Source organism: Nocardiopsis oceanisediminis (assembly GCF_048595525.1).
GTDB lineage: Bacteria > Actinomycetota > Actinomycetes > Streptosporangiales > Streptosporangiaceae > Nocardiopsis_A > Nocardiopsis_A oceanisediminis.
The window spans coordinates 3,680,143-3,697,907 of sequence record NZ_JAFMZJ010000001.1 but is presented as its reverse complement, the minus strand read 5'-3'; the positions used below and the strand labels follow the sequence as shown (position 1 = coordinate 3,697,907).

The 17,765-nt window shown below is 77.5% G+C and carries 16 protein-coding genes; 5 read left to right on the top strand and 11 right to left on the bottom strand.

Annotation, left to right across the window (positions count from 1 at the left end):
- Positions 1-142: 142 nt before the first annotated feature.
- Positions 143-868: a GbsR/MarR family transcriptional regulator gene (locus tag J0910_RS16490; RefSeq protein ID WP_420159407.1), complete on the top strand. Its 726-nt coding sequence runs from the start codon at positions 143-145 to the stop codon at positions 866-868.
- A 45-nt stretch (positions 869-913) separates the two neighbouring features.
- Here the strand turns inward: J0910_RS16490 and J0910_RS16485 are convergent, their stop codons facing one another.
- From J0910_RS16485 to J0910_RS16475, 3 genes are all read right to left on the bottom strand, one after another.
- On the bottom strand, positions 914-2,089 hold the full coding sequence (locus J0910_RS16485) for a GDSL-type esterase/lipase family protein (RefSeq protein WP_420159406.1): 1,176 nt from the start codon (positions 2,087-2,089) through the stop codon (positions 914-916).
- A gap of 94 nt (positions 2,090-2,183) precedes the next feature.
- Positions 2,184-2,750 carry a TetR/AcrR family transcriptional regulator gene (locus tag J0910_RS16480; protein WP_420159405.1) on the bottom strand — a complete coding sequence of 189 codons (567 nt, stop codon included), beginning with the start codon at positions 2,748-2,750 and terminating at the stop codon, positions 2,184-2,186.
- Positions 2,751-2,810: 60 nt separating this feature from the next.
- Entirely contained in the window at positions 2,811-3,833 is a 1,023-nt protein-coding gene (locus J0910_RS16475) for a helix-turn-helix transcriptional regulator (RefSeq protein WP_420159404.1), read from the bottom strand.
- 115 nt (positions 3,834-3,948) lie between these two features.
- Here J0910_RS16475 and J0910_RS16470 point away from each other — a divergent pair, with 115 nt between their 5' ends.
- Complete coding sequence (locus J0910_RS16470; RefSeq protein ID WP_420159403.1) at positions 3,949-4,374, top strand: VOC family protein; 426 nt, start codon at positions 3,949-3,951, stop codon at positions 4,372-4,374.
- A gap of 57 nt (positions 4,375-4,431) precedes the next feature.
- On the opposite strand, the gene helR is transcribed toward J0910_RS16470, so the two are convergent.
- From helR to J0910_RS16445, 5 genes are all read right to left on the bottom strand, one after another.
- Positions 4,432-6,585, bottom strand: a complete 2,154-nt coding sequence (helR, locus tag J0910_RS16465; RefSeq protein WP_420162008.1) for an RNA polymerase recycling motor ATPase HelR — start codon at positions 6,583-6,585, stop codon at positions 4,432-4,434.
- A gap of 275 nt (positions 6,586-6,860) precedes the next feature.
- Positions 6,861-7,802, bottom strand: coding sequence for a universal stress protein (locus J0910_RS16460; protein ID WP_420159402.1), 942 nt, complete (start codon positions 7,800-7,802; stop codon positions 6,861-6,863).
- A gap of 168 nt (positions 7,803-7,970) precedes the next feature.
- The gene (locus tag J0910_RS16455) at positions 7,971-8,918 is read right to left on the bottom strand and encodes a GlxA family transcriptional regulator (RefSeq protein ID WP_420159401.1); all 948 of its coding nucleotides are present in this window, start codon (positions 8,916-8,918) and stop codon (positions 7,971-7,973) included.
- Positions 8,919-8,928: 10 nt separating this feature from the next.
- Complete coding sequence (locus tag J0910_RS16450) at positions 8,929-9,543, bottom strand: cysteine hydrolase family protein (protein WP_420159400.1); 615 nt, start codon at positions 9,541-9,543, stop codon at positions 8,929-8,931.
- 69 nt (positions 9,544-9,612) lie between these two features.
- Positions 9,613-10,002 (bottom strand): hypothetical protein, encoded by a 390-nt coding sequence (locus tag J0910_RS16445; protein ID WP_420159399.1) that lies wholly within the window; start codon positions 10,000-10,002, stop codon positions 9,613-9,615.
- Between the two features lie 110 nt (positions 10,003-10,112).
- Here J0910_RS16445 and J0910_RS16440 point away from each other — a divergent pair, with 110 nt between their 5' ends.
- Positions 10,113-10,556, top strand: coding sequence for a nuclear transport factor 2 family protein (locus J0910_RS16440; RefSeq protein ID WP_420159398.1), 444 nt, complete (start codon positions 10,113-10,115; stop codon positions 10,554-10,556).
- A gap of 30 nt (positions 10,557-10,586) precedes the next feature.
- On the opposite strand, the gene J0910_RS16435 is transcribed toward J0910_RS16440, so the two are convergent.
- Positions 10,587-11,129 carry a TetR/AcrR family transcriptional regulator gene (locus J0910_RS16435; RefSeq protein WP_420159397.1) on the bottom strand — a complete coding sequence of 181 codons (543 nt, stop codon included), beginning with the start codon at positions 11,127-11,129 and terminating at the stop codon, positions 10,587-10,589.
- A gap of 71 nt (positions 11,130-11,200) precedes the next feature.
- Between J0910_RS16435 and J0910_RS16430 the strand changes: the two genes are divergently transcribed.
- Complete coding sequence (locus J0910_RS16430) at positions 11,201-12,469, top strand: amidohydrolase (protein WP_420159396.1); 1,269 nt, start codon at positions 11,201-11,203, stop codon at positions 12,467-12,469.
- Positions 12,470-12,517: 48 nt separating this feature from the next.
- Here the strand turns inward: J0910_RS16430 and J0910_RS16425 are convergent, their stop codons facing one another.
- Positions 12,518-13,408, bottom strand: coding sequence for an NAD(P)-dependent oxidoreductase (locus J0910_RS16425; protein ID WP_420159395.1), 891 nt, complete (start codon positions 13,406-13,408; stop codon positions 12,518-12,520).
- Positions 13,401-14,297, bottom strand: coding sequence for an NAD(P)-dependent oxidoreductase (locus J0910_RS16420; protein WP_420159394.1), 897 nt, complete (start codon positions 14,295-14,297; stop codon positions 13,401-13,403). Before J0910_RS16420 ends, J0910_RS16425 begins: the two co-directional genes overlap by 8 nt.
- 145 nt (positions 14,298-14,442) lie before the next feature.
- Between J0910_RS16420 and J0910_RS16415 the strand changes: the two genes are divergently transcribed.
- Entirely contained in the window at positions 14,443-17,529 is a 3,087-nt protein-coding gene (locus J0910_RS16415) for an AfsR/SARP family transcriptional regulator (protein ID WP_420159393.1), read from the top strand.
- The last annotated feature ends 236 nt before the right edge of the window (positions 17,530-17,765 follow it).

The following is a 17,765-nucleotide window of genomic DNA, read 5'->3' as shown; positions in this document are numbered from 1 at the left end:
CGTTGATAATTGCAACCGGTTTTCCGGTGAACGCAAACCCGGATCCGGAGTGCGTTGCAATGGGGTAGGACTGAAAGCACACTGTCCACCGAGTCGGCGGGACCACCGCGCCCGCCGCCGGACCACGGGGGGGAGGGCGTCCGTGCCGGGAGGCAGGCTGACCCGCCAGGAGCGCGCCCGGATCGCCGCGGGGCTGGCCGACGGGCTCACCTACGCGGAGATCGCCCGGGAGCTGGGCCGGCCGACGTCGACCGTCAGCCGGGAGGTCGCGCGCAACGGGGGCCCCCGCGGCTACCGGGCGGAGCGCGCGGAGCGGGACACGCGGCGCCGCGCCCGCCGGAGCGGGCCGAACCGCTCCGCGGCGCCGGCGGCCGCCGGGCGGGAGCGCGCGCCCGAGGCGGTGCGCCGCTTCGAGGAGCAGTTCACCGAACTGCTGGTCGGCACCGGCCTGCCGCGGATGGCGTCCCGGGTGCTCACCTGCCTGTACACCTCGGACGGCGGCAGCCTCACCGCCGCCGAGCTGGTCGAGAGGCTCCGGGTCAGCCCCGCCTCGGTGTCCGGCGCCGTCGGCCTGCTGGAGGGCCAGGGGCTGATCCGCCGCGAACGCGACGGCCGCCGCCGGGCCGACCGCTACGTCGTCGGCGGCGACACCTGGTACCGGTCGGTGCTGGCCAGCGCGCGGACCAACGCCGCCCTGGCCGAGGGCGCCCGGCGCGGGGTGGAGGTCTTCGGCGCCGGCAGCCCCGCCGGCGGCCGGATGGAGGCGATGAACCGCCTCTTCCTCCTGCTCAACGAGGACATGCTGGACAAGGCCGACCAGTGGCTCCGCTCCACCGCCGAGCGGGGGGAGGCGGACCCGCCCGGCTGAGGGCGCCGCCGCGAGGGGCGCGCCGGCCGCCCCGGGCCGGCCGGGTCAGGCGCCCTCGGCCGCGAACGGGCCGCCGGCGGCGAAGGCGAACCGGGCGAAGCGCTCGCCGATGCGGCGGTGGGCGGCGGCGTCCGGGTGCAGCCCGTCGGGCAGCGGCAGCTCGGCGGAGTCGTCCTCGCCGTAGAGCCGGAGGCCGTCCAGGTAGTGCAGGTTCGGGTCCTCGGCCGCCCGCTGCCGCACGATCCGGGAGAGCTCCTCCCGGATCGCGGTGAGCGTCAGCTTCCCGGCGGCGCGCTCGGCGGGGTCGCCGGTGGCCCGGAAGCGCAGCTCCCCGTCGCGGAGCGCGTCGGGGTCGAAGGCGCAGGGGCCGGGGGTCTCCTCGTGGATCGGGCAGTGGATCGGCGAGACGACCAGCAGCGGCGCGGCGGGGTGGCCCTCCCGGACGGTGTCCAGGAAGCCGTGCACCGCCGGCCCGAAGGCGCGCAGCCGCATCAGGTCGGCGTTGACCAGGTTGATGCCGATCTTGAGGCTGATCAGGTCGGCCGGGGCGTCCCGGAGGGCCCGGGCGGTGAACGGGTCCAGCAGGGCGCCGCCGCCCAGGCCGAGGTTGACCAGTTCCGCGCCGCCGCGGGAGGCGGCCAGCGCGGGCCAGGTGGCGGTGGGGGCGGCGGCGTTGGAGCCGTGGCTGATCGAGCTGCCGTGGTGCAGCCACACCCGGCGGCCCCGGTCCGGGGCGGGCTCGACGGGGGCGTCGGTGCGCAGCGCGACGAGCTCGGTGGTCTCGTTGTGCGGGAGCCAGATCTCGACGTCCTTGGCGCGGTCGGGCAGGCCGGTGAAGCGGAGGGTGGCGGCCGGGCCGGGGCGGTGCTCCGCGGTGCCGGCGGCCATGTCGATGGCGAGGGTGTTCCCGCCCTCCGCCGAGGCCTGGCCGGTGAGGCGGCCGTCGACGAGCAGGTCGTACACGCCGTCCGGGCGCGGCGGGAGGCCGGTGTGGGCGCGCTTGGTGGGCAGCGTGTCCAGCTCGACGGCGGTGGCCCGGGTGCGGAAGGCCAGCCGGACCCCGGAGGGCTGGGACTCGGCCATGGCCAGCTGCGGGTCGGCGCACTGGGCGCGGGCCCGGGCGGGCAGCCGGTGCGGCAGCAGCCCGTGCTCGGTGCGCTCCAGGTCGAGGGCTCCGCGCAGGAGGTCCGGGGTGATGGGCGTGGTGGTCCAGGTGTGCATCGTGTTCGGCCTCGCCGCTCGGGGTCGTCGGGGTGCTCCGGCCGCCCCTCGGGCGCGCCCGGGGGCGGCGCGCCGGCGGGGGAGGGGGCCGGGGTCAGGGATCGGGCCAGTTGCGCAGCAGGGCGTCGAGGGCGTCCAGCGTCCGCGACCAGGTCTCCCGGGTGTCGGGGGCGCTGTGGCTGAAGCCCCCGCCCATCTCCAGGCTCACGTAGCCGTGGAAGACGCTGCCCAGCAGCCGGACCGCGTGGGTCTGGTCGGGTTCGTCCAGGTCGTAGCCGCGCAGCACGGCCCGGGTCAGCTGGGCGTGCCTGACGCCGGCGCTGGCGGCCGCGGTCTCCGGGTCGAGCCGGAGCTGCGCGGCGGCGTAGCGGCCGGGGTGCTCGTGGGCGTAGTCGCGGTAGACGTCGGCCAGGGCGCTCAGGGCGTCCTTGCCGGCCCGCCCGGCCAGGGCGTCGGCGGCCCGGTCGGCGAGCTCCTCCAGCGCGAGCAGCGCGATGCCGGTCCTGAGGTCGTGGGAGTTCTTCAGGTGCGAGTAGAGGCTGGCGACCTTGACGTCGAACCGCCTGGCCAGCGCGGACACGGTCACCTGCGCGAAGCCGACCTCGTCGGCCAGCTCCGCCCCGGCCCGGACGAGGCGCTCCCTGGTCAGCCCTGCCTTCACCGCGAACCTCCTCCGATCATCCTGAAACGACCATATGTTTCCCTAAAAGCTTTAGGCAAATCACCGTTGCGTGAAGCCGCGGCGCCGGGCCGCCGACCGGGGGCCGGCCGCGGCCGCGTAGCGGCGGGCCAGGCGGGCGAAGGCCTCCGCGAGCCCGTCCGGCCCGACCACCTCGATGCCGGCGTCGAACCTGCCGACGTCGGCGGCCAGGGCGGTCCACGACCACGAGCCCAGGACGAGCCGGCAGCGGTCCGGGCCGAGCTCCTCGACGATCCCGTCGCGGGCGTGCCGGGAGACCTCGGCGGCGGGCAGGTCGAGGATCACCTCGCCCCGGCAGGGCCACCCGCCGGGGCCTCCGGAGCCGGAGAACCGGCCGGTGACGAAGGCCGCCACGTCACCGCCGGGAAGCTCGCGCGGGGTGAAGCGGGGGCCGGCGGGGGTGCGCGGGGTGATCCGGTCCGCGCGGAAGGTCCGCCAGTCCTCGCGGTCCAGGTCCCAGGCGACGAGGTACCAGCGCCCGCCCCAGGTGACGAGGTGGTGCGGCTGCACCCGGCGCGGCGGGGGCCCCGGGGGGCCGTCGCCGCCGGCCCGCCCCGGGGACGCGTAGTCGAAGCGCAGCACCTCGCGGGCGTGCACGGCGGCGCCGAGCGCCCTGAGCACCCCGCCGCCGATCCCGGGCTCCGCCCGGAGGGCGGGCCGCTCGACGGCGGTGACCTGGAAGGCGTCGATGCGGCGGCGCAGCCGGGCGGGCATCACCTGCCGGACGGTGTTCAGCGCCCGCGCCGCCCCCTCCCCGATGCCGTCGCCGCCGGAGGCGGCGACGCGGAGCGCGACGGCCAGGGCGACGGCCTGCTCGTCGTCGAAGAGCAGCGGCGGCAGCTCCGCCCCGGCGTCGAGCCGGTACCCGCCGTCGGGCCCCTTCTCGGCCGCGACCGGGTAGCCCAGCTCGCGCAGCCGGTCGACGTCGCGGCGCACGGTGCGCGGGCTGACCCCCAGCCGCTCGGCCAGCACCGCCCCCGGCCAGTCCCGGCGCGCCTGGAGCAGCGAGAGCAGAAGCAGCAGTCGTACCGACGTCTTCGCCATGCCCCCATCCTGCCGCGGGAAGAGGACACGACCTGGCCGCCACCCCTGCGACCGTGAGCACGGCGAGCGGGGGACCGCCCGCCGGAACGGAACGAAGAGATCCGAGGAGTCCACCATGTCCGTCAGCACCGTCGTCCACGCCAACTTCCGGGGGAACGCCCGCGAGGCGCTCGAGTTCTACCGGTCCGTCTTCGGCGGGGAGATGGCCGCGATCACCTATCGGGACGCCGGGAGCGCCACCGACCCGGCCGAGGCGGACCAGGTGATGTGGGGCCAGGTGGCCTCCGGCGCCGGCTTCCGCCTGATGGCCTACGACGTGCCCGCGCACACGCCGTGGGACCGGGGCGAGAACGCCTACTTCGTCTCGGTGCGCGGCGAGAGCGCCGAGGAGATCGCCGGCTACTGGGAGGGGCTCTCCGAGGGGGCCGCCGTCGTGCGGCCGCTGGAGGCCTCGCCGTGGGCGCCGCTCTACGGGATGCTCACCGACCGGTTCGGCGTCACCTGGGTCCTGGACGTCGCCCCCGGGGGCGGGGCGGGCTGACCCCGGGGGCCGGGGCGCCTCCGGCCGTGTGCGGAGGCGCCGCGGCCCCGCCCGGGGTCAGGGGCCGGTGAGGATGACGAGCCGCTGCGTCGCCCTGGTCATCGCGACGTAGCGGTCGACCGCCCCCTCGATGCCCTCGCCGAACGCCTCCGGGTCGACGAGGACGACCAGGTCGAACTCGAGCCCCTTCGCCAGCTCCGGGGTGAGCGAGCGGACCCGGGGCGTCGCCCGGAACCCGGGGTCGCCGATGACGCAGGCGGTCCCCTCCTCGTTCTCGGCGAGCCAGGCGCCGAGGACCGCCTCCAGGTCCGAGGCGGGGCCGTGCTGCACGGGGACGCCGCCGGCGCGGATGGAGACCGGCACGTTGGCGTCGGGGAGCGCGGCCCGGATGACCGGCTCGGCCTCCGCCATGACCTCCTCCGGGGTCCGGTAGTTGATGCTCAGCGAGGCCAGCTCGACCCGGTCGAACCCGACCCGGGCCAGCCGCTCCCGCCAGGACTCGGTGAACCCGTGCCTGGCCTGGGCCCGGTCCCCGACGACGGTGAAGCTCCGGGACGGGCAGCGGAGCAGCAGCATCCGCCACTCCGCGTCGGTCAGCTCCTGGGCCTCGTCCACCACGATGTGCGCGAACGGGCCGGCGAGCGGGTCCGCGTCGGCGCCGGGCAGCGCGGCCTCGTCGATCAGGGTGTCCTGCAGGTCCCGGCCGCGCAGCATCGTCACCGCGCCCTCGCCGTCGTCGTCGGCCTCCAGGATGTCGTCGATGACGGTGGACATGCGCTCGCGCTCGGCGGCGGCGGAGGCCCGGTACCGCCGCTTCCGCCGGGACGCCTCCGGGTCGCCGAGCCGCTGCCGCGCCGCGTCCAGCAGCGGCAGGTCGGAGACGGTCCACGCCTGGGCGTCCGCGCGCTGCAGCCTGCGGACCTCCTCGGGCGCGAGCCAGGGGGCGCACAGGCGCAGGTAGGCGGGGACCGTCCACAGGTCCCCGACGAGGTCGGCCGGGTCGAGCAGCGGCCACGCCCGGTAGAGGGTGCCGAGCAGGTCGGCGTCGCGCCGCAGGGCGCCCAGGACCGCCTCGGCCGGGAGGTCCTCGTCGCCGAGCCGGTCCGCCAGGATCCCGGCCAGCTCCTCCAGGATCCGGTCGCGGGCCTCGTTGTGCGGGGTGGTCCCGCGGTCCACCGCCTCGAACGCCTCGGCCCAGTCGCCGGGGCCCACCCGGATGTCGCCCCGGTCCGTGCCGACCGTCAGCGCCTTCTCGGGCGGCCGCTCGTAGAACCGGACCGCCGGCTCGATCGCCCTCACCATGTCCGCGGTGGACTTCAGCCGGGCGGTCTCCGGGTCGGCCTCGGGCTCCGCCGCCGCCCCCTCGGGGAGGAGGTCGCGCACGGTGCAGGTCCGCACGCCCTCCTCGCCGAGGCTGGGCAGGACGTCGGAGACGTAGGCGAGGTAGGGCTGGTGCGGGCCGACGAAGAGCACGCCGCCCCGGCGGTGCCCCAGGCGGGGGTCGGAGTAGAGCAGGTGGGCGGTGCGGTGCAGGGCGACGACGGTCTTCCCGGTGCCCGGTCCGCCGTCGACGACGAGGGCGCCGCCGGAGCCGGCGCGGATGACGGCGTCCTGGTCGGCCTGGATGGTGCCGAGCACGTCCCGCATCCGGGCCGACCGGTTGGCGCCCAGGCTGGCGATGAAGGCGGACTGGTCGTCGAGGGCGGCGTGCCCCTCGATGCCGTCCTCGGTGAACACCTCGTCCCAGTAGTCGCCGATCCGGCCGCGGGTCCAGCGGTACCTGCGGCGGCTGGCCAGCCCCATCGGGTCGGCGTGGGTCGCGGCGAAGAACGGCTCGGCCGCGGGGGAGCGCCAGTCGACGAGCAGCCGGTTCCCCTCCCCGTCGGTGAGGCCGAGCCGGCCGATGTACACCGGCCCGGAGCCGTCCGCGGCGACGATGCGCCCCAGGCACAGGTCCAGGCCGAAGCGGCGCAGGGCGCGCAGGCGGGCGGTCAGCCGGTGGACCTCCAGGTCCCGGTCGAGCACCGCCCGGCCCTTGCCGCCGGGCGCCCTGCGCTCGGCGTCGAGCCGGCCGGACAGGTCGGCGATGGAGCGCTCCAGGCTCTCCGCGATGGCGGCGAAGTGCCGCTCGTCGTCGGCGATCAGCTCCGGGGCGGCTTTGGGAGAGAGGTGAGGGGGGAGGTCGAAAGCGCTCGTGGCCTGGGGGTTCACATCGTCTCCCGTGTCGTGTGTTCGGATCACGATCGACGATTGTGCGGCATGGCGGGGGTCTTGCCGCAAGCCCCCCGGTGCGCTATAAGTTGAAAGTGGCGGGGAGTCTCCTTCCCGCCTTTTCACTGCCCGCGGGCGGTCTTCGCTCGGAGCGGCTCCGCTCCGCACCCCCTACTTCTTCCCCGTTCCTCCCGGTGAGGGCGCTCCCCGCCGATCCGCGCGCCCTCCGGAGCGCCGCCCTCCCGCCCGGCTGGCGCCGGGCGGGAGGGGCGGGCTCAGTCCCGGCCCGGCCCGCCGGCGGAGCGGACCACCGCCACGGGGACCTCGCTGTGGTGCAGCACCGTCTGGCCGACCGAGCCGAGCAGCAGGCCGGTGAACCCGCCGCGCCCGCGCGAGCCGACCACGATCAGGTCGGCGTCGGCGCCCGCGGTGATCAGGGTGTGCGCCGGCTGGCCCTCGACCGTCTCGACGTCGACCTCCACGTCCGCGGTCTCCCCGGTGCGCGCCTCCTCCACGGTGCGCCGCATGTCCTGGGCGACCCTCTCCGCCATCGCGGTGTGCGCCTCGGCCACCGCGGCCCCCTCGGAGGGCATCGGATCCAGGCGGGGCACCAGCCGCCAGGCGCGCACGGCGGTGACGGCGGCTCCCAGCCGCGCGGCCTCCGCCATGGCGAAGCGCAGCGCGCCGGCCGACTGCTCGGAGCCGTCCAGGCCGACCACGATCCGCCGCTTCTCCTGGTAGTCGTGGCCGTAGCCGGGCGGCACCACGGCGACCGGGCAGGCGGCGTGCGCCGCCACGCGCAGGCTCACCGACCCCAGGAACGCGGCCTTGACCCCGCTCAGGCCGCGCGAGCCGACCACCACGAGGTCGGCCCGGTCCGAGGCGGCGATCAGCGCCGGCGCGGGCTCCTGCGCGGAGACCACGGTGTTCACCCGCAGCCCGGGGTGGGCGCGGGCGACCGCCTCGGTCTCGGTGCCCAGCAGCGTGGAGGCGCGGTCGGCGACCTCCGGGGTGGGCGTCAGCCGCACCGGGCGGCCGAAGGGCACCGAGATCAGCGGCATGCTCACCGCGACCAGGACGGTCAGCTCCAGGCCGGACCGGTCCGCGATGCGCGCGGCCCAGGCGAGCGCGTCGCGGCCGCCCTCCGATCCGTCCACCCCGACGACGACCCCGCTGATCCGGTCGTTCCGCTCGGTCCCGCTCCCGTCGCCGGCCATCGCCGCCTCCGCTCACGTCGTGCCGCGCCGTCCACCGGGCGCCGCCGTCCGGCGCCCATCCGCGGGAAGCCTATGCTCGCGGCCGCCTCCGCGGGGCGCCTTCCCCGTCGGCGCCGGGCAAAGATCCGGGACGGATCCCGTCAATCCGGCCGGTACCCGCCGGGGCGGTCACGGGAGCGCCGGTTCCCCGTCCTCCGGGAGGGGCGTGCGGCCGCGCTCCCGGGCGCGCAGCCGGCGCAGGGCGCGGGCGTCGGTGAAGCCGACGGCGCGGGCCGCGCTCTCCATCCCGCTGCCGGCGGCGATCAGCTTCTCCGCCCGCTCCAGCCGGGCCAGTCGGCGGTAGGCCTGCGGGGTCATCCCGGCCGCCGCGGTGAACCTCCTGGTGAGCGTGCGGGGGCTGACCAGGAGCCGGTGGGCGAGCCCGTCCAGGGTCATCGGCCGGTCCAGCTCCCGGTCGATGGCGTCCTGGGCGCGGTGCACCAGGTCGTCCAGGTGGGAGCGGTACGCCAGCGCCACGCTGAGCTGGGCGTCCCTGCCGTTGCGCCGGGCGTAGACCACCATGTCCCGGGCGACCCGGGCGGCGGCCGCCTGCCCGTCGCGCCGCTCCAGCATGTGCAGCGCCAGGTCGATGCCGGAGGCGATGCCCGCCGAGGTGGAGACGGTGCCGTCCTCCACGAACAGCACGTCCCGCACCACCTCGGCCCGGGGGAACCGGGCGGCCAGGCGGTCCTGGAGGGCGTGGTGCGTGGTGCACCTCCGCCCGTCCAGGACGCCGGCCCGGCCCAGCGCGTCGGCGCCGGAGCAGACGCTGGCCACCGCGCCGCCGGCCTCGTGGTGCGCGCGGACGGCGGACAGCAGCCGCTCGCTGAGCTCCCCGGCGCCGGGGAACCGGCTCGCCCACCCGGGGACCAGGACGATGTCGTCCGGGCCCAGGCCGGCGGGCTCGGTCCCGGTGTGCACGTCGACGCCCTGGGCGGTGGGCACCCGCTCGGTGTCGCCGGCGTAGCGCAGCTCGTAGCCCAGGCCGAGGTCGGCGGCGTCGGAGAACACCTGGGCGGGCCCGGACAGGTCGAGCAGGTGCGTTCCGGGGGCGACGATGAACTGCACGATGGTCATGACCAGGCCATCATGCCGGGTCGGGCCCGGTGATGTAGTCCTCGGCGGTGATCACCTCGGCGAAGCGGCCGTGCAGCGCCCGGACGGTCCGCTCCTCGATGTCCCGCACGCCCAGGGTCTCCGGGTCGGCGAGGATCTCCTCCTCGGGGCGGGTGAGGTCGGCGCCGGGCGCGGCGATCGGGTTGGTGGCCGTCGCGTCGACGGCGTAGTCCACCCGGTACCCCAGGTCGCCGGCGATCCGGGCGGTGGTCTCGCAGCACTGCTCGGTGCGGATGCCGCAGACGGTCAGCTCGGTGATGCCGTGCAGGGTGAGGGTGCGGGCCAGGTCGGTGGTGGTGAACGCGTTGTGCGAGGTCTTGCGCAGCACCGGCTCCCCTTCGGCCGGGGCGAGCGGGGGGATCGGGCGGATCAGGTCGTTGGCCGGGTCGAAGGGGCCGCCGGATCCGGGCTCCTCGTGCAGGACCCAGACGACGAGCTCGCCCCGCTCGCGGGCGGCCCGGACCATCCGGTCGACGGTCTCGGCGATCTCCGGGCGGGAGATGGTGTTCCAGCCGGGCCAGCCCTCGCGCTTGCGGAAGGACTCCTGGACGTCGATGACGAGCAGTGCTCTGCGTGCGGTTGCCATGCCCTGAATCCTGGCGCGCCGGGGCCGGGGCGGCGAGGGCCGGCCAGGTCCCGGACCGGACCGATCCGGTCACCGCCGCCCGGCTCCGGCGGCCGTCCGGGCGGGGCGCGGGCGCCGGCCGATCTCGTCGGTGTCGGCGGTGGTCAGCGCCTCCGCGACCGGGGTACCGGTGCGCTCGGCGGCGGCCAGCCGCTCCCTGACCTGGGTCATGGTGCGCGGCCGCCAGCCCGGTCCGCCGCAGCAGGAGGAGTGGAAGGTGACGCCGGCGCGGAGCAGGACGCCCAGCACCCGCCACCCGGCGCCGTCGCCGCGGCGCGGGACCTCCAGGTCGTTCCCGGCGTCGATCAGCCCTCCGGCGCAGTTCGGGCAGGAGCGGTCGCGCCGTCCGGCGTGTTTGAAGGCGACCCTGCAGTCCAGGCAGACGTGGTGCAGGCCGAGGGCGGCGGGGCGGGTGCACATGCGGGCCAGTATGGCCGCCCGGGCCCGGCCGCTCAACGGGGTTTCCGCCGCCGGGCGCCCGGGCGGCGCGGCGCGGGCCGGTCCCGCCCGGTGCGGGTTACCGTCGGGGCATGGTGGACAAGGGTGACGTCGCGGACACCTCGCCCGAGGAGCGCGCGGACCGCGCCGGGGTGGTCGCCGCCGCCGACGCCTGGGCGGAGGCGATCACGGCCAACGACCCCGAGCGGATCTCGGCGTTCATGGCCGAGGGGTGGGCCATCGTGTCCGAGGCGGGGGTGGGCCCCAGGCGGGAGTTCCTCGACCTCATCGCCTCCGGGGAGCTGACCCATTCGGCGATGGAGCGGGTCGGCGAGCCGCGGGTGCTGCTGCTGGGCGGCGTCGCGGTCTACACCGCCCGGGTCACCAACACCGCCCACTACCGGGGGCGGCGCTACGACGCCGACGAGTGGACCACCGACGTGTTCATCCGGCGGGGCGGCCGCTGGGTGTGCGTGCACAGCCACGTCACCCCGGTCGCCCCGGAGTGGGTCCCCGAGGAGGCGCCGGCGCCGTGACCCGCGCGCCCGCGGCGGTCCGGGGGCGGGTCAGCGGGACAGCGAGGCGCGCAGCGAGCCCAGGGCGCGCTCGACCGCGTCCCGGTCGCCGGTGGTGACCAGGGCGAGCAGCAGGCCGCGGACGGTCCAGGCGATCAGCTCCGCCTCGGCCCGCGCGGTGCCGGGGTCGAGGCCTTCGCGGACGCCCAGCTCGGCGAGGAGGCGGGGCCAGTCGTTCAGCGAGTCGAGGAACTCGGTGAACGGCTCCGGGTCCTCCGCGGCCAGCCCGAGGACGTGGAAGAAGGCGCGCAGCCGGTGCTCGCCGGCCGGGTCGGTGTAGTGCCGCCACAGCCGCTCCAGGGCGCGGGCCCGGTCGCCCTCGGCGGCCTCGGCCATGAACGCCCGCTGCTCCTCCAGCCGGACCCGGTGCAGCACCGCGGCGAGCAGCCGGTCCCGGGAGCCGAAGTGGTAGATGAGCATCCGGTGGCTGGTGCCGATCTCGGCGGCCAGCGAGCGCAGCGTGATCTCGCGCAGCGGGCGGTCCCGGCAGCACTCGACCGCCTTGGTCAGCAGCTCATCGCGCTGGTCGGCCATGCGTCCCCCGCCTCGTGTACCAGTGGTACATTCAGTGTACCGCCGGTACACCACCTTTCGGGAGGCGAACGATGACGACCGGGCCCGGCACCGCTCCGACACGGCTCGACGAGATCCGGGACGACCTCGCCGGCCTCTACCGCGACCTGCACGCCCACCCCGAGCTCTCCTACGCCGAGCACCGCACCGCCGCGGAGGCCGCCCGCCGCGCCGGGGCCGCCGGGTACGAGGTGGCCACCGGCGTCGGCGGCACCGGCGTGGTCGCGGTGCTGCGCAACGGCGACGGCCCCACCGTGCTGCTCCGCGCCGACATGGACGCCCTCCCGGTGGAGGAGAAGACCGGGCTGCCCTACGCCAGCACCGCCACCGGCACCGCCGCCGACGGCACCGAGACGCCGGTGATGCACGCCTGCGGGCACGACATGCACACCGTCTGCCTGCTCGGCGCGCTCGACGTGCTCGCCGCCGGGGCGGACTCCTGGTCCGGCACGGTGCTCGCGGTCTTCCAGCCCGCCGAGGAGCTGGCCACCGGGGCCGCGGCCATGGTCGACGACGGCCTGTTCGAGCGGTTCGGCACCCCGGACGTGGCGCTGGGCCAGCACGTCGCCCCGCTGCCCGCCGGACGGGTGGGCTGCCACCCCGGCGCCGCCTTCGCGGCCACCGACAGCCTGCGGGTGCGCATGTTCGGCCGGGGCGGTCACGGGTCGCGCCCGGAGACCACCGTCGACCCGGTGGTGATGGCGGCCTCCACCGTGATGCGGCTGCAGACCGTGGTCTCCCGCGAGGTCGCGGCGGGCGACGCGGCGGTGGTCACCGTCGGCTCGCTGCGCGCCGGCACCAAGGAGAACATCATCCCCGACGAGGCCGAGCTCCAGATCAACGTGCGCAGCTTCGACACCGAGGTGCGGGCCAGGGTGCTGGAGGCGGTCACCCGGATCGTCAAGGCCGAGGCCGCCGCCTCCGGGGCGGACCGCGAACCGGAGATCACCCCGTTCAACTCCTTCCCGCCGCTGTACAACGACGAGTCGGCGATGGCCCGCACCGGGGCCGCGCTGCGCGCGGAGCTCGGCGACGCCGCGGTGGTCGACCCCGGCCCGGTCAGCGGCAGCGAGGACTTCGGCCGCTTCGGCACCGCCGCCGGCGCCCCCACCTGCTACTGGCTCTTCGGCGGCGCCGACCCCGAGGCCTTCCGCACCGCCTTCGAGGCCGGCACCCTCGACCGCGACGTCCCCTCCAACCACTCCCCGCACTTCGCCCCGGTCGTCGAGCCCACCATCACCACCGGGGTGCGCGCCCTGACCGCGGCGGCCCTGGCCTGGCTCGCCCCGAGGGACCGGTAGCGCCCGGCCCCCGCCGGCCCGCCGCGGCGGGCGGGGGCCGCACCGCGCTCACCTCCCGGCGGCCCCGCCCGCCCTCAGCAGCTCGAACACGCTGGAGAAGCTGTCCTGCCCGTGGCCGTCGGCCGACCGCCTGTCGAGCAGGGCCTTCAGCGGCCCGTGCACATCGGCCGCGACGCCGGCGGCGCCGCTGAGGCGGATGAGGCCGTCGACCGCGGCGCGGTTCAGGTCGACGGTGGAGACCCCGCCCCCGTACGACGCCGACCCGGCCTCGCGCGCCAGCTCCGGCAGGAACCCGGCCATCCCGCGCAGCCACCGGGCGGCCAGCGGCGCGAACTCCTCAGGGGAGGTTCCCGCCGGGGCGAGCACCGCCGCGGCGTGCAGGAAACCGGTGAGGGCGGCGTACCCGGTGCCGAGCAGGGCCAGGTCGTGGACCTCCGCCGCCCCCGGGTCGGCGCCGAAGTAGTGCGCCGGCGCCATCACCTCCAGCGCACGCCGGTGGCGGGCGAACGCCTCCGAGGAGCCGCTGTAGAGGAAGAAGCCCTCGTCGGTGGCGACGGTCTCGGGCAGGGCCATCATCGCCCCGTCGAGGTGGTCGGCGCCGTGCCCGGCCGCCCAGGAGGCCAGCTCCCGGGCCTGCTCGGGGGTGCCGTTGGCCAGGTTGACCAGCGTGCGGCCGCGGAGTCCGGCGGCGGCCGGGCCGAGGGCCCGCCGCACCGCTCCGGTGTCCAGGAGCGGCGCGACCACCAGCGGCCCGGACGCGACCGCCTCGGCGGCGGTCGCCGCGCGGACCGCGCCCCGCTCGACCAGCGGAGCGGCCTTCTCCGGGGTGCGGTTCCACACCGTCGTCCGGTAGCCGGCGTCCAAAAACGCGGCGGCGATCGGCGCGCCCATCCGGCCCAGGCCGAGGACGGCCACGCGGGGTTCCGCGCGCTCAGGCATCCCGCCCGCCCTCCGCGATCGCGCCGATGACGCTCGCGATCCCGTCGGCGCCGCGGCCCGCGGCCGCGGCCCGCCCCAGCAGGGCCGCGAACAGGTCCGGCACGTCGGTGCCGACGCCCTGCGCCCGGCTGGTCTGCACGAGGTGCCCCACCGCCGCCAGGTGCACGTCCACGGTGCCGTCGTCGTCGGGGAACCGGCCGTCCTCCAGCTGGCGGGCGTGCTCCGCCATCAGCGAGGTCACGAACGGCATGTGCTCCGTCGCCACCGCCGCGAACGCGGCCGGGCCGACGCCCGCCGCGCCCGCCAGGGCGACGGAGTGGTAGAAGCCCGCCAGCGCACCCCAGGCCAGGCCGAACAGCGCGGTGTCGTACACCGGGGCCAGCGCGGGGTCGGCGCCCAGGTGCACGGCGCCGCCCAGGCTCGCCAGCACCGCCCGGTGCTCGGCGAAGGCGTCCCGCGCGCCGCTGAAGACGAACAGCGCCTCGGGGCGCCCGACCAGCCGGGTGCCGCTCATGGCGGCCCCGTCGAGGTAGCCGGCGCCGTGCCGGGCCGCCCACTCGGCGGCCTGCGCCGCCTCCTCCGGGGTACCGGAGGTGAGGTTCACCAGGACCCGGCCGCGCAGGTGCTCCGCCACCGGCCCGAGCACCTCCCGCACGGTCGCGTAGTCCGGCAGCACGACCACGGCCAGCGGGCTCGCCGAGAGCGCCGCCTCCACCGACTCCGCGCGGACCGCGCCCTGGGCGGCGAGCGCTTCGGCCTTCCCCCCGCTGCGGTTCCACACCGCCACGGCGTGGCCGGCGGCGAGGAGCGCCTGGGCGATCCGGGTGCCCATCTGCCCCAGGCCGATCACCGACACCGCGGCCCGCTCGCTGTTCCCGTTCTCCGGCATGTGCCGTCTCCCGTCTCCTTCCGCCCGGTTCCCCGGGCGGTCCGTTCCGTGTGCCCCCACCATGTCGGCGGGGGCTGTCGGGACCCTGTCGGAACCCTGTCGGCCCCCGGCGGCCGCGCCCGGCGGGCCCGCTACCGTGCAAGCCATGTACTTCTCCGTGCTCGGCCCCCTGGCCGTCCTGTCGGGCGCCGGCGACCCGGTCGACGTGCCCGAGGCGAAGGTGCGCGCCCTGCTGGCCGCCCTGCTCGTCCGCGCCGGGCGCACGGTCCCGGTGGACCGCCTGGTGGACGACCTGTGGGGGGACCGGCCGCCCGGGAACCCGGCCGGCGCCCTGCAGACGAAGGTCTCGCGGCTGCGCCGCGCCCTGGCCCGCGCCGAGGCGGGGGCCGAGGCGCTGGTGGAGACGGCGCACCCCGGCTACCGGCTGCGGGTCGGCCCCGGCGACGTGGACGCGCACCGCTTCGCCGGCACCGCGGCCGCCGCGTACCGCACCGAGGACCCGCGGGCCAGGGCGGACCTGCTGCGGGAGGCCCTGGCGCTGTGGAACGGCGAGGCCTTCGCCGACCTGGGCGACATGGAGTTCCTGCGCACCGAGGCCGGGCGGCTGGAGGAGCAGCGGCTGGCCGCCCTGGAGGCGCTCGCGGAGACCCGGCTGGAGCTGGGCGAGCACCGCACGCTGGCGGGGGAGCTGGGCGAGCTGGCGGCCCGCCACCCGCTGCGGGAGCGGCTGCGCGCCGCGCAGCTCCGGGCGCTGTACCGGGCCGGCCGGCAGTCCGAGGCCCTGGCGGCCTACACCGAGCTGCGGAACCGGCTCGCCGACGAGCTGGGCGTGGACCCCGGCCCCGAGCTGGCAGCCGTCCACCAGGCGATCCTCACCCACGACGCGGCCATGCAGGCGGCTCCCGCCTCCCCGGAGCGGGGGCGCGGCGGCCTCCCCGCACCGCTCACCGCCCTGGTCGGCAGGGAGGAGGCGGTGGCCGCGGTGCGCGGACTGCTCGGCGCGCACCGGCTGGTGACGCTGACCGGCCCCGGCGGGGTGGGGAAGACCCGGCTGGCGGAGGAGGCCGCCGGCCGGGCGGCCGGCGGCTACCCCGACGGCGTCCGGATGGTCGGCCTCGCCGGGACCACCGAGGTGGCCGAGCAGGTCGGCGCCGTCCTGGGCGTACGCGAAGAGGGGCGGGCGGGGCTGGAGGAGGCGCTGCGCCCGAGGCGGATGCTCCTGCTGCTGGACAACTGCGAGCACGTCGCCGACTCGGCGGCCGACGTGGTGCGCCGGATCCTGGCCGCCGCGCCGGGGCTGAGCGTCCTGGCCACCGGCAGGGAGCCGCTGGGGCTGGCCGGAGAGGCGGTGTGGACCGTGCCGCCGCTTCCGCAGGCCGACGCCGAGCGCCTGTTCGCGGTGCGCGCCGCGGAAGCGGCCCCCGGATTCTCCGCCACCGGGAGCGACGCGGAGGCGGTCGCGACCATCTGCCGCCGCCTGGACCGCCTCCCCCTCGCCCTGGAGCTGGCCGCCACCCGGGTCCGCGCGCTCGGCGTGCAGGAGCTGTCCGCCCGGCTGGACGACAGGTTCCGGCTGCTGGCCGGCGGCCACCGCGGCGCACCGCCCCGCCAGCGGACCCTGCGGGCGGTGATCGACTGGAGCTGGGAGCTGCTCGGCGGCGACGAGCGGAGGCTCCTGCGCGGCCTGGCGGTCTTCGCCGACGGCTGCACCCTCGAGGCGGCCGAGGCGGTGTGCGGCGGTGGCGGGGACGTCCTCGGCCCGCTGATCCGGCTGGTGGACCGCTCGATCGTCACCGCGGCCGAGGGGCCGCGCTACCGGCTGCCGGAGTCCATGGCGGCCTACGCGCTGGAGCGCCTGGCGGAGGCGGGCGAGGAGGAGGCCCTCCGGTCGCGCCACCGCGCCTACTACACCGGGCTGGCCGAGCGGTCCGGGGAGCGGTTCCGCGGCGCCGTCCGGCAGGACCGGCCGGCCCCGCCGGACGGGGAGAGCGCCAACCTGCGCGCCGCCCTGGAGCACGCCGTGCGGTGCGGGGACGCCTCCGGGGCGCTGCGCCTGGCGCTCGCCCCGGCCTGGCACCGGTTCCTGCGCGGGCGGCTGAGCGAGGCCCGGCGGTCGCTGGAGGAGGCCCTGCGGATCGGCGGCGCCCCGGAGGCCCTCCGCTCCCGGGCCGTCCTCTGGCATGCCGGGTTCACCCTGCTGGCCGGGGAGCGCCCGGACGGCCGGATCCGCGCGCCCGAGGAGGCGGACGGCGGCGGGGCGGAGCACGCGCGCGCCGTATGGTTCCTCGGCCACGCCCTGCTCAGGGCGGGGCGGGACCTGGCCCTCAGCGAAGAACTGGCGGACCGCGCCCTGGCCGCCCTCCGCACCGCCGGGGACCGCTGGGGGACCGCCGCGGCGCAGAGCACCCGGGCCGTCCAGGCCCTGCTCCGCGGCGACCTCGCCGAGGCGCGGCGCAGCGCCGAGGAGGGGCACGCGCTCTTCACCGGGCTCGGCGACCGCTGGGGGCTGCTGCAGACCACCTACCCGCTGGCGGCGCTGGCCGCGATCACCGGCGACTACCCGCGCGCCGAGCGGCTGCACCGGGACGGCCTCCGCCTGGCCGAGGAGCTGGGCTTCTGGGCGGACGCCGCCGACCGGACCACCGGGCTGGGCAGGGTCGCCCTGCTGGCCGGCGACTTCCCGCGCGCCGCCGAACTGCACCGGAAGGCGATCGCGCTGGCCGCCGAGCACGGCTACCCGGCGGGCGGGGTGCACGCCGAGATAGGGCTCGCCCTCGCGGCCCGGCGCGAAGGCGACCTCGACCTCGCGGAGCGGTACCTCCGCAGCGCCCTCGCCTGGCACCGCGAAGCCGGGTTCGACCCCGGCCCCGCGCTCCTCCTGGCCGAACTCGGCTTCCTCGCCGAGCAGCGGGGCGACGCCGGGACCGCCCTCTCCCTGCACCGCCAGGGCCTGGCCGCGGCCCGCGCGGGCGGCGACCCCCGGGCCGTCGCCCTCGCCCGGGAGGGCCTCGCCGGCGCCCACGCCCTCGCGGGCCGGCCCGCGAGGGCCGCCCGCCTGCTCGGCGCCGCCGCACGGGCCCGGGAGGCGTCCGGCGCCCCGCTGCCGGAGGCCGAGCGCGGCGACGTGGACCGCATCACCGCGCGGGTCCGCGCGGCGCTGGGCGCCGAGGGGTTCGCCGCCGAATCCGCCGCGGGCGCCGCCGAAGGCCCCGGCCCGGAGCCGCCCGGCTGACCGGGGGAGGAGGCCGGCCGGTCCGCTCCGGGAGGGGGCCGGGTCGGATGACCCCTCCGGGCGCGGCCCCGGCCGACGGGCACCGGGGCGACCGGTCCCTGCTCCGGCGGGCCGGGCGGGGGAGGGCCCGCGCGGCGTGTCCCGCCGCGGAACCGGCGGCGGGCAGGGGACGGAACGGCCCGCGGTCCGCTCCCGTCGGATCCGGGCGGGCGCCGCACCGCGGCTCCCGCCCGAAC

Coding starts and splice junctions, on each gene's coding strand:
- J0910_RS16415 (WP_420159393.1), top strand. CDS start 14,443: ATGTACTTCTCCGTGCTCGGCCCCCTGGCCGTCCTGTCGGGCGCCGGC.
- J0910_RS16425 (WP_420159395.1), bottom strand. CDS start 13,408: ATGCCTGAGCGCGCGGAACCCCGCGTGGCCGTCCTCGGCCTGGGCCGG.
- J0910_RS16485 (WP_420159406.1), bottom strand. CDS start 2,089: ATGCACACCTGGACCACCACGCCCATCACCCCGGACCTCCTGCGCGGA.
- J0910_RS16420 (WP_420159394.1), bottom strand. CDS start 14,297: ATGCCGGAGAACGGGAACAGCGAGCGGGCCGCGGTGTCGGTGATCGGC.
- J0910_RS16475 (WP_420159404.1), bottom strand. CDS start 3,833: ATGGCGAAGACGTCGGTACGACTGCTGCTTCTGCTCTCGCTGCTCCAG.
- J0910_RS16460 (WP_420159402.1), bottom strand. CDS start 7,802: ATGGCCGGCGACGGGAGCGGGACCGAGCGGAACGACCGGATCAGCGGG.
- J0910_RS16455 (WP_420159401.1), bottom strand. CDS start 8,918: ATGACCATCGTGCAGTTCATCGTCGCCCCCGGAACGCACCTGCTCGAC.
- J0910_RS16445 (WP_420159399.1), bottom strand. CDS start 10,002: ATGTGCACCCGCCCCGCCGCCCTCGGCCTGCACCACGTCTGCCTGGAC.
- J0910_RS16470 (WP_420159403.1), top strand. CDS start 3,949: ATGTCCGTCAGCACCGTCGTCCACGCCAACTTCCGGGGGAACGCCCGC.
- J0910_RS16435 (WP_420159397.1), bottom strand. CDS start 11,129: ATGGCCGACCAGCGCGATGAGCTGCTGACCAAGGCGGTCGAGTGCTGC.
- J0910_RS16430 (WP_420159396.1), top strand. CDS start 11,201: ATGACGACCGGGCCCGGCACCGCTCCGACACGGCTCGACGAGATCCGG.
- J0910_RS16440 (WP_420159398.1), top strand. CDS start 10,113: ATGGTGGACAAGGGTGACGTCGCGGACACCTCGCCCGAGGAGCGCGCG.
- J0910_RS16450 (WP_420159400.1), bottom strand. CDS start 9,543: ATGGCAACCGCACGCAGAGCACTGCTCGTCATCGACGTCCAGGAGTCC.